The 8,754-nt window shown below is 36.8% G+C and carries 8 protein-coding genes; 5 read left to right on the forward strand and 3 right to left on the reverse strand.

Translation table 11 applies throughout. From position 1 onward, the window contains the following. Positions 1–53: 53 nt before the first annotated feature. Together ACFQZ1_RS02280 and ACFQZ1_RS02285 are read right to left on the reverse strand one after the other, a co-directional pair. On the reverse strand, positions 54–275 hold the full coding sequence (locus tag ACFQZ1_RS02280) for an IS3 family transposase (RefSeq protein ID WP_377880472.1): 222 nt from the start codon (positions 273–275) through the stop codon (positions 54–56). A 159-nt stretch (positions 276–434) separates the two neighbouring features. Beyond that, the gene (locus ACFQZ1_RS02285; protein WP_377880473.1) at positions 435–1,439 is read right to left on the reverse strand and encodes an LCP family protein; all 1,005 of its coding nucleotides are present in this window, start codon (positions 1,437–1,439) and stop codon (positions 435–437) included. A gap of 306 nt (positions 1,440–1,745) precedes the next feature. Here ACFQZ1_RS02285 and tagU point away from each other — a divergent pair, with 306 nt between their 5' ends. From tagU to ACFQZ1_RS02310, 5 genes are all read left to right on the forward strand, one after another. Beyond that, positions 1,746–2,663, forward strand: coding sequence for a polyisoprenyl-teichoic acid--peptidoglycan teichoic acid transferase TagU (gene tagU, locus ACFQZ1_RS02290; protein ID WP_377880474.1), 918 nt, complete (start codon positions 1,746–1,748; stop codon positions 2,661–2,663). 96 nt (positions 2,664–2,759) lie between these two features. After that, on the forward strand, positions 2,760–3,569 hold the full coding sequence (locus ACFQZ1_RS02295; RefSeq protein WP_377880475.1) for an SGNH/GDSL hydrolase family protein: 810 nt from the start codon (positions 2,760–2,762) through the stop codon (positions 3,567–3,569). A gap of 342 nt (positions 3,570–3,911) precedes the next feature. After that, complete coding sequence (locus tag ACFQZ1_RS02300) at positions 3,912–5,762, forward strand: NTP transferase domain-containing protein (protein ID WP_377880476.1); 1,851 nt, start codon at positions 3,912–3,914, stop codon at positions 5,760–5,762. A gap of 15 nt (positions 5,763–5,777) precedes the next feature. After that, positions 5,778–6,752, forward strand: coding sequence for a DMT family transporter (locus tag ACFQZ1_RS02305; RefSeq protein ID WP_377880477.1), 975 nt, complete (start codon positions 5,778–5,780; stop codon positions 6,750–6,752). Further along, positions 6,749–7,441, forward strand: coding sequence for a sugar phosphate nucleotidyltransferase (locus tag ACFQZ1_RS02310; protein ID WP_377880478.1), 693 nt, complete (start codon positions 6,749–6,751; stop codon positions 7,439–7,441). Before ACFQZ1_RS02305 ends, ACFQZ1_RS02310 begins: the two co-directional genes overlap by 4 nt. A gap of 41 nt (positions 7,442–7,482) precedes the next feature. Here ACFQZ1_RS02310 and ACFQZ1_RS02315 read toward each other — a convergent pair whose 3' ends face one another. After that, positions 7,483–8,247, reverse strand: a complete 765-nt coding sequence (locus ACFQZ1_RS02315) for a LicD family protein (RefSeq protein ID WP_377880479.1) — start codon at positions 8,245–8,247, stop codon at positions 7,483–7,485. Positions 8,248–8,754 lie beyond the last annotated feature (507 nt).

The raw sequence follows: 8,754 nt of genomic DNA on the forward strand, positions 1-8,754 counted from the left end.
ATTTGTAGCAATGAAGTGACCCCTGCCAAGTAGGCAGTATTCCAAAAGCATAACTAAGCAACCTGATTTCTATATTTATATGGACTCAGGTTATTTAATTTCTTTTGGAACCTTTGGTTATTATAAAAGTGTATATATTTGCGCACGGCAAACTTGACCTTATCGGTTGTGCGGAAAGAGTATAAATGAAAACACTCTGACTTAAAGTGACTGAAGAAGCTTTCTATACAAGCATTGCTCCAATAGTTTCCCTCTCTGGACATACTAATCTTCATCTGATATTTTTTAAGTAGTTAATTATATTGAAGAGATGTGTATTGGAGCCCCTGATCACTAGTTTCAGGTCATTTCTATGGCTAATTTATTTACAACATCTTAATACAGAATAAATAAAGCAGATAGATGAAGTAGGACGGAGGTAAATCACCTCCGTCCTACTTCTTTTTTTCCATTATCTGGTTTGTAAAATACTGAGAAACAACTTGCTCCAGTTGTGCTTTGTCCATTATCAATTCATCATTATTATTCTTTAAAATATCATCATACATGGTTTTCCATTCTCCACCAATTTGATGATATTGTAATTGTTTCGCAGGATCAAAGTCTTTTACAGCTAGTCCTAAGCTTAGCATATCTGATGTTGTCATGTTAGACGCGATTAAGAAGTTTGGAATTTGTTTAGCGAATTCCGGAAGCTTTGTTACGTTTGATGGTTGCAGCACTTTCTTTGCAATCCCTACTAATGCTTCTTCTTGTAATCTTTGTCGATCATATTCACCGTTTTTAAGAGAGTAGCGTTCATGCACAAGCTCTGTTACCATTTTGCCATCCACTGAGTGTACACCGGCATTTATTACCTTGTTTTTATTTTCTGGGTACCAAGGATGTGTGAGCTTCACATCAAATGGTACATTCATTTCGATGCCACCAATTGCATCTACCATTCCCTGCAAGCCTTCGTAGTTTGTTTCTACGTAGTAGTTAATATCTACACCTGTTAGCTCGGTAATGGCTTTTATTGCAGCATCCACACCTTGTTGTTGACCTTCTGTCGCTTGTTTGATGTATTGGACGCTTGTTAATTTTGTATAGCCGTAGCCGTCAAGGTGTACGCGTGTATCGCGAGGAATACTCATTGCATGATATTCTTTTTTATTCAAGTCTACATGAATGATCATCATAGAATCGGAGTGACCGATTTTTTCGCCTTTTCGCTCATCTGAACCAATTAATAAAATATTAAAAGCACCGTTTTGTACTTTAGTGTTCTGACTCGCTTTTGCTTTTTTCGTAGAATCAGAGTTTACTACAGGAACGTTTTTGAAATGGTTTTCTGGCTTTAATTTTTGGTATGCATAAGCGCCTGCAGCACCAGCAATAATCAAAATTGCTAGCAAGCTGATCCCAATAGTTTTGCCTATTTTCTTTCCTTTTTTCATAGAAGCCTCCATTATTTTTTCGTTATCTAGATAGTTAAAGACAAATTTATTACATGCATATAAAATAATTCTACTATATATTTAGAGTGTTTTTCTACTTAGTTTTCTTGGTTTTTGAGTTTGTAACAGGTATTTGAATGAATGACACGCCTTGTGTAGAATAATAAAATCTTCAGATATATACCAAGGAGTGTTAATGAAAATACTAGTGTTAAATTTCAGTGATATAAACTGAAATCTAATTTATGTTATAATAGGTTAAAATTACTAATAATCTGTTAATTCGAAGGGAAGAAGGCATAAAATATGAAAAAGAAAATTCTATTCTGGATTTTTGGTATTATAGGCGTTCTCGTAGTTGCGGGAGGAGCTTATGCGTATCATATTTATTCCAACGTATCGAATACATTAGAGGCCGTACATAAACCATTAGATCGTGATAAATCAGATAAACGTGAGCAAAAAGTAGATGTAGTGGATCAAAAACCTATTTCTATTCTACTAATGGGCAGCGATCAACGAAAAGATGAGGTTGGCCGTTCCGATTCTTTAATGTTATTTACTTTAAATCCAAAGACAAAATCGATGAAAATTGTAAGTATTCCACGTGATTCTTATACAGAAATTGTTGGTAAAGGGAAGAAAGATAAGATTAACCATGCGTATGCATTTGGTGGAATTGATATGGCTGTGAAAACGGTGGAAAACTTCCTTGATGTTCCAGTTGATCATTACATTGAAGTAAACATGGCTGGCTTTAAAGATATTGTTGATGCGGTTGGTGGTGTCGATGTTTACAATGATTTAGACTTCACACAAGATGGTCATCACTTTGCAAAAGGCGATATTCATTTAAATGGTGATGATGCACTAAAGTATACTCGCATGCGCTATGAAGATCCGCGCGGTGATTTCGGTCGTCAAATGCGTCAACGTCAAGTTATTCAAGCTGTAATCAAAAAAGGTGCGCATGTATCGTCTCTAGCGAACTATGGCGACGTGTTAACAGCAATTCAAAAGAACGTAAAAACAAGCTTATCTCAAGAGCAAATGTTTGATATTCAAAAGAACTATAAAGATTGTATGAAGAGCACTGAGGAAATCCAAATTCCTGGTGACGGTCACAAGGCTGAAGACGGTATTTGGTACTATTTTGTAACAGATCAAACACGCAAAGATATTTCTAACAAGTTAAGAGAACACCTTGAATTACCTAAGAAGTAATCTTTTAAACCCAACTACTCACATAGTAGTTAGCTTTATTTTCTTATTAATTTATAATAATATTATGTAATATAAGATAAATAATGGGGTGAATTCATGAATAAGAAAGTTTGGTTCGTGCTTGTGATTTTCGTATTGTTTGTTTCTTCTGTTGTGAGTGGTAAGATGTATTGGAATAAGAAGGTTGCGAAGGCAACGCAGCAAGAGACTCAAGTGAAGGAAGCGAGTACGAAAGAGGAAGCTACGAAGAAGGAAGAGAAGAAGTCGGAGACAAAGGTAGCTTTTGATGAAGCGTATGCGAAGAACTTACCGGATGCGGTGAAAGAGAAGCTGAAGAAAGCTGCCAGTGAGAAAAAGGCAGTGAACCTTGTGATTGTTGGTGATGAAGCGTCAGCGGCGACAGGTGCTTGGCCAGAGAAGTTTAAAGCAAACTTAAATGCGGCTTATGGTGAAGGTCCTTGGAATGTAACGGTTCAGGAGTATAAAGGGGAAAGTACAGACGATCTTATTGCGAAGAACCGAGCGAAAGAAATTGCGGATCTAAAGCCGGATGTTATATTATTTGAGCCGCCTTTTATTACAGATAATCAGAAGATTGGTAATGGTAATTCAGTAGCAAATACACAAAAGTTTATAGTATCACTGCAGGAAAGTGTGAAGAACGCAACGATTATGATTCAACCGCCAAATCCAGTATACAATGCGAAGAATTATCCAAAATTTATTACTGCTTTAAAACAATTTGCAGAGCAAAACGGTTATACATATATCAATCATTGGGAAGTATGGCCTGATCCAACGAAAAAGGACATCTTACCATATTTACAAGATGAGTTCGGTTTCCCGAATGCGAAAGGTCAAGAGCTTTGGGCGCAGTATGTGACAAATTATTTTGTTGCAAAATAATAGAAAGTAGAGAAGGTCATTTTAGCATAGCTAAAGTGACTTTTTTTCGTTTCAAATAACCTGCGATTTAAGGGAGAATGCCAATACATTTATATTAAAAATCTTAAAGAGAACCAACAGTGGATAGAGAGTTTTTCTGAAATTCCTTATTTTAATCAAACGTTTGTTTAAAGTGTATACTTCTTATGTATAATTTGATTTTTTTATCCTTACATCAAGTTATACTAATGTATTTACAATCCTAATATTTCCTTTACAAAAGATTTACATAGTAGCCTATCGGTGATAATATGGTTACGTATTCAAAAATTGAACGTATTTTTAATGTTGGAGGCTATTGGTATGCAACATGTTTTAAATATATTAGAGATTATTAATAAAGAGCCGCAGATGAGTCAGAAGAAGATTGCGGAGCGCTGTCATATTTCGGTTGGTAAAGTGAATTATATTATGAATGATTTAACGGAAAAAGAGCTCATTTATAGCAAAAAGTCCGGTAAACGTATGAGCTATTATTTACATGATAAGGGGCTTGCTCTTTTACAGAAGGAGCTTACGGTGTTTCAAGGGAAGAAGATTCGTATGCATCCGCAGCAAGGTTATAAGAAAGTAACGCAAGCGGTTATTTTGGCAGCTGGGAATCGTAAGGAAATTGGTAAACCATCTTGTTTGTTAGAGGTTGGAGAACAGCTCCTTCTTGATCGTCATTTAGATGTACTGCAAAATAACGGAATTGAAAAGGTTGTTATTGTGACAGGGTATCAGCCGGAAGCATTTGAGAAGTGGGCAAATCATAGTGGTGTGCATTTCACAGAGAATCATAAGTATAAGTGGACGGGATCGATGGCGTCGCTTGCTTGTGTGAGTGAATTGATTACAGATGATTTCTTATTAATTGAAGATGATATTGTCATTGAAGAGCGCGCGATTTCACAAGTGCTACAATACCCAGAACGTGATTGTTTATTAATTACAAGCGAGAGCGGCTCTGGTGATGAGGCGTTCGTTGAGATTCAGAACGGACATTTGTATAAGATTTCAAAGGATATTCATCAGTTAAACCGTATTGACGGCGAGATGATTGGTGTTTCGAAAATTTCTTATGACGTATTCTCGAAGATGTTAGAAGCATTTCGTCATAATAAAAACTCGTATGTGAACTATGAGTATTTACTTCTTGATGTTGCGAGAACGTATGATATCGGATATGTGAAGCTGCAAAGTGTTGTGTGGGCAGAAATTGATACGAATGAGCAATATGAACATGTACAAAATAAAGTGTACCATCAGTTGAAGCGAAAGGAAGCGGAGTTTAAGGAGAAGCAAATTAAACGTCACGTCGCAGAAGCGCTTCAAATTTCGCCAGATGAGGTGACGGATATTCAGCCGTTTGGCGGGATGACAAATACAAACTTTAAAGTCCGGGCATTAGAGAAGGAGTATGTACTTCGCATTCCAGGCAGCGGCACGGAAGAGATGATTAGTCGCCATGATGAGATGGTAAACTCGAATGTAGCAAGCGAGCTTGGCATCGATGCGGCGCTTCTATATTTTAATGAAGAAACAGGCGTGAAAGTAGCGGAGTTAATTCCTAATGCGGAAACGTTAAATCCGAAAACAGCGAAGCGCAGTGATAATATGCAGTTAACAGCGGCTGTGCTAAAACAGCTACATACATCTGGTGCTGTGATGCACAATACGTTTAATGTGTTTGAGAAGATGGCGCATTACGAAAGCTTATTACAGAAAGTAAATGGTCGTAATTTCGATGATTATGAAGAAGTAAAGCGCGCTGTAATGAAGCTAAAAGTTATGTATGAAGAGATGAATGTTACATTAACAGCTTGTCATAATGATACGGTTCCTGAGAACTTTGTGAAGAGCGGGGAAGAGAAGATTTATTTAATTGACTGGGAATACGGCGGTATGAACGATCCAATGTGGGATTTAGCAGCGCATAGTTTAGAGTGCGATTTCTCACCAGAAGAGGAAGAGTTATTTTTAGATTACTATTTTAATGGAAATGTAGAAGAAGAGCATAAGACACGTATTTTAATGAATAAAATCTTCCAAGATTTCTTATGGAGCATTTGGACGAATATTAAAGAAGCGAAGGGTAGTGATTTCGGTACGTATGGTATCGACCGCTATAACCGTGCGAAGAAACATATACAAATCTTTTATGGAGCATAATGGAGGGAGAATAACATGGGGATAAAGCGAAGTAAAGGCGCATTTTATGGACTGTTTTCTGGATTCGCTTGGGCTTTAGATACAGTTTTAATTGGAATTGTGTTATCATCACAATTGATGATGGCAACGGAGCAAGTGATTTTTCTTGCACCGCTAGTAAGTACGTTTTTACATGATTTTATGTCCAGTATTTGGATGATGCTGTACATGGCGATGAAAGGACAATTGAAGACAGCCCTTTCGAAATTGAAAACGAGAAGCGGCCGCTTCGTTATACTGGGAGCGCTTATGGGCGGACCGATTGGGATGACGTTTTATGTATTAGCTGTTAAATATATAGGTGCTTCATATACGGCTGCGATTTCGGCTGTATATCCAGCTATTGGTGCATTTTTAGCGTTTATTTTCTTGAAGGATCGCCTTCGTTTGTCGAACTGGTTTGGATTGTTGATTAGTATTGTATTTATTATTATTATTGGGTTTACTGGTGATGGATTTACGTCAGACAATTATATGTTAGGATTTATCTTTGCATTAATTTGTACTGTTGGCTGGGGCCTTGAGTGTGTTATTTGTGCATACGGTATGAAAGATGAAGAAGTATCGCCAGAAGAAGCGCTGCAAATTCGTCAGCTTGTGTCAGCAGCGACGTACGGTCTTGTCATTTTACCGGCATTTGGCGGTCATTTCTTAACAATGGGAGTCATCATGAGTGCAGAGTTTATTTTAATTCTGTTCATTGCATTAGTCGGAACGGCATCATATGTGTTCTATTACAAAGCGATTCATGAAATCGGCCCAACAAGAGCGATGGCGCTGAATATTACGTATTCTGCCTGGGCAGTTGTCATTTCAATGGTAGCGCTTGGGTCACCGTTTTCGTGGAAGCTTATTATTTGCTGCGTGGCGATTTTGATCGGATCCATCTTAACAGTGGCAAATCCAGATGAATTTATTAAATCAAAGAAATATCGAGGTGAAACAGCATGAGAGCGATTCTTTTAGCTGCTGGTATGGGGACGCGCTTGCGCCCATTAACATTAACAACGCCAAAGTCGCTAGTAGAGGTGAACGGAAAACCGATGCTAGAGAGACAAATTGAGTATTTACAAGAAAAAGGCGTAGAAGAAATTATTGTTGTAACAGGCTATTTAGCAGAGAAGTTCGATTATCTTGTGGAGAAATATAACGTCAAGCTTGTGCATAATGATAAGTACGATGTGTACAATAACATTTATACAATGTATTTAGTACGCGACTATTTAGCAGATGCATATGTAATGGATGCAGATGTGTATTTACATCGCAATATCTTTATTGAAAATCCAGAGTCATCCTTATACTTTAGTGCGAAGAAAAATGACTTCCATAATGAATGGATTATTAAGCACGATAAAGATCGTAAAGTATATGACATTGAAATTGGCGATGGTGATAATGACTACATCTTATGCGGTATTTCTTATTGGTCAGAAGAAGACGGCGCATATATTGTGAAGAAATTAGAAGAAGTAGTTGCGCACGGCGATTTCAGCGAGCTGTACTGGGATAATATCGTGAAAGATAATATTCAAAGCTTAAATGTTCATTTATACAAAATTGGCAGCGATGATAGCTTTGAAATTGATTCTGTACAGGATTTAGAGAAGGTAGAAGAAGCGATTGCTTGTTTAGTTTAGTATAAGAAAGAAAATCCGATTTCTCACAAGGAGAAATCGGATTATTTTGTGTTTTCGTCTGTAAATTGTAGGTTTCCCATATGAATGCGGCGCTCGCTTTCTGCTGGCGGTTTCATATAATCACCATACAATAGTGTTAAATAGTGATGCGTATCGCTTGGAACTTGGAAGTATTTTCCTTCAAAGATTCCTTTTTGAAGCGGGAAGATTTTATCCACTTCGAAATAGGCCCAGCCAAAGAATGGTGTTTCTACGCCGTATGTGACGATGTTGGATTTCTTGGTGAATTTCGCATATATTTTTTGAACTTGCATGTTGTTAATCGTGCGGCAAATGAAGTCTTTGACGCCGTTTATTTTCATTGGATATTCAAGACGCGCTAAGCGATGAACAAGCTTTTGAACTTTACTCGTTTCATGTACATAATCAAACGGGAAAATATCAATGGAAAGTCCTTTTCGTTTCACACCGTCCCAGTCAATCCATTCAAATCCATCTAAATAAATAAGTTTTAGCCAGTTATGTTTTCCTTGCGTGTTTTCTTCTACCGTTTCTACTTTGAACGGCTCAGGTAAGTTTGCAGCAACAACGTTTACAAAGCGCTCATAGTCTTCGCGCAGCATAGCAATATCTGCATCATCATCCCACGGAATAAACCCTTTATGTCTTGCTGATCCAAGCAATGTGCCATCTGTTAGCCAGTACGGAATTTGATGTGCTTCGCAAATATCATGAAGCGCGACCATCATCTTAAGCATAAGACCTTGTGCTTGTTTCAGCGGATCTTTTTCAACTGTATACAACACCTATGTCCCTCCATTATTCGAAAGCTCTCTCTATATATGTTTCGACAGAAATCGAGTTTATAACTATTAAAAGTGTACCGCAAATATGAATGATAGTGCAAGAGAATAACGAAATTGTAAATTTTTTGTATTATCTTATTTTAATCCAACATTTATTTAGAAAAATAAAATAAATAATGTAAGGAAATTGATGGAATGTTTGTTTTATGTAAGATTATGTTAAAACAAAAAATTTCAAAAACTTGCAGAATTTGTTACAATCTATAATGGAATGCCAAACTTTGTAATATAAATTTGAGAAATATCAGATGTCTGTTGATGGTTTTTGGAAAAATTTATATAATTTTATTATATAAATAAATCAAATAAAAGGAGAAGAACTATGTTACCAGATACCGTTCATACCCCATGCCCATCAACTTAAGAAAAAGAAATGCCCCCAAAACGAAAAAATGAGCGGCTTCTCAGAATAACTATCTGTAGAGAAAGAAAATTTTAATTTAGGGG

It is taken from the genome of Bacillus sp. CGMCC 1.60114, from assembly GCF_042676365.1.
Taxonomy (GTDB): domain Bacteria; phylum Bacillota; class Bacilli; order Bacillales; family Bacillaceae_G; genus Bacillus_A; species Bacillus_A rhizoplanae_A.

Excerpts from the sequence above, each read along its gene's own strand:
- tagU (WP_377880474.1), top strand. The coding sequence starts at position 1,746 with ATGAAAAAGAAAATTCTATTCTGGATTTTTGGTATTATAGGCGTTCTC.
- ACFQZ1_RS02280 (WP_377880472.1), bottom strand. The coding sequence starts at position 275 with ATGAAGATTAGTATGTCCAGAGAGGGAAACTATTGGAGCAATGCTTGT.
- ACFQZ1_RS02305 (WP_377880477.1), top strand. The coding sequence starts at position 5,778 with ATGGGGATAAAGCGAAGTAAAGGCGCATTTTATGGACTGTTTTCTGGA.
- ACFQZ1_RS02300 (WP_377880476.1), top strand. The coding sequence starts at position 3,912 with ATGCAACATGTTTTAAATATATTAGAGATTATTAATAAAGAGCCGCAG.
- ACFQZ1_RS02285 (WP_377880473.1), bottom strand. The coding sequence starts at position 1,439 with ATGAAAAAAGGAAAGAAAATAGGCAAAACTATTGGGATCAGCTTGCTA.
- ACFQZ1_RS02310 (WP_377880478.1), top strand. The coding sequence starts at position 6,749 with ATGAGAGCGATTCTTTTAGCTGCTGGTATGGGGACGCGCTTGCGCCCA.
- ACFQZ1_RS02295 (WP_377880475.1), top strand. The coding sequence starts at position 2,760 with ATGAATAAGAAAGTTTGGTTCGTGCTTGTGATTTTCGTATTGTTTGTT.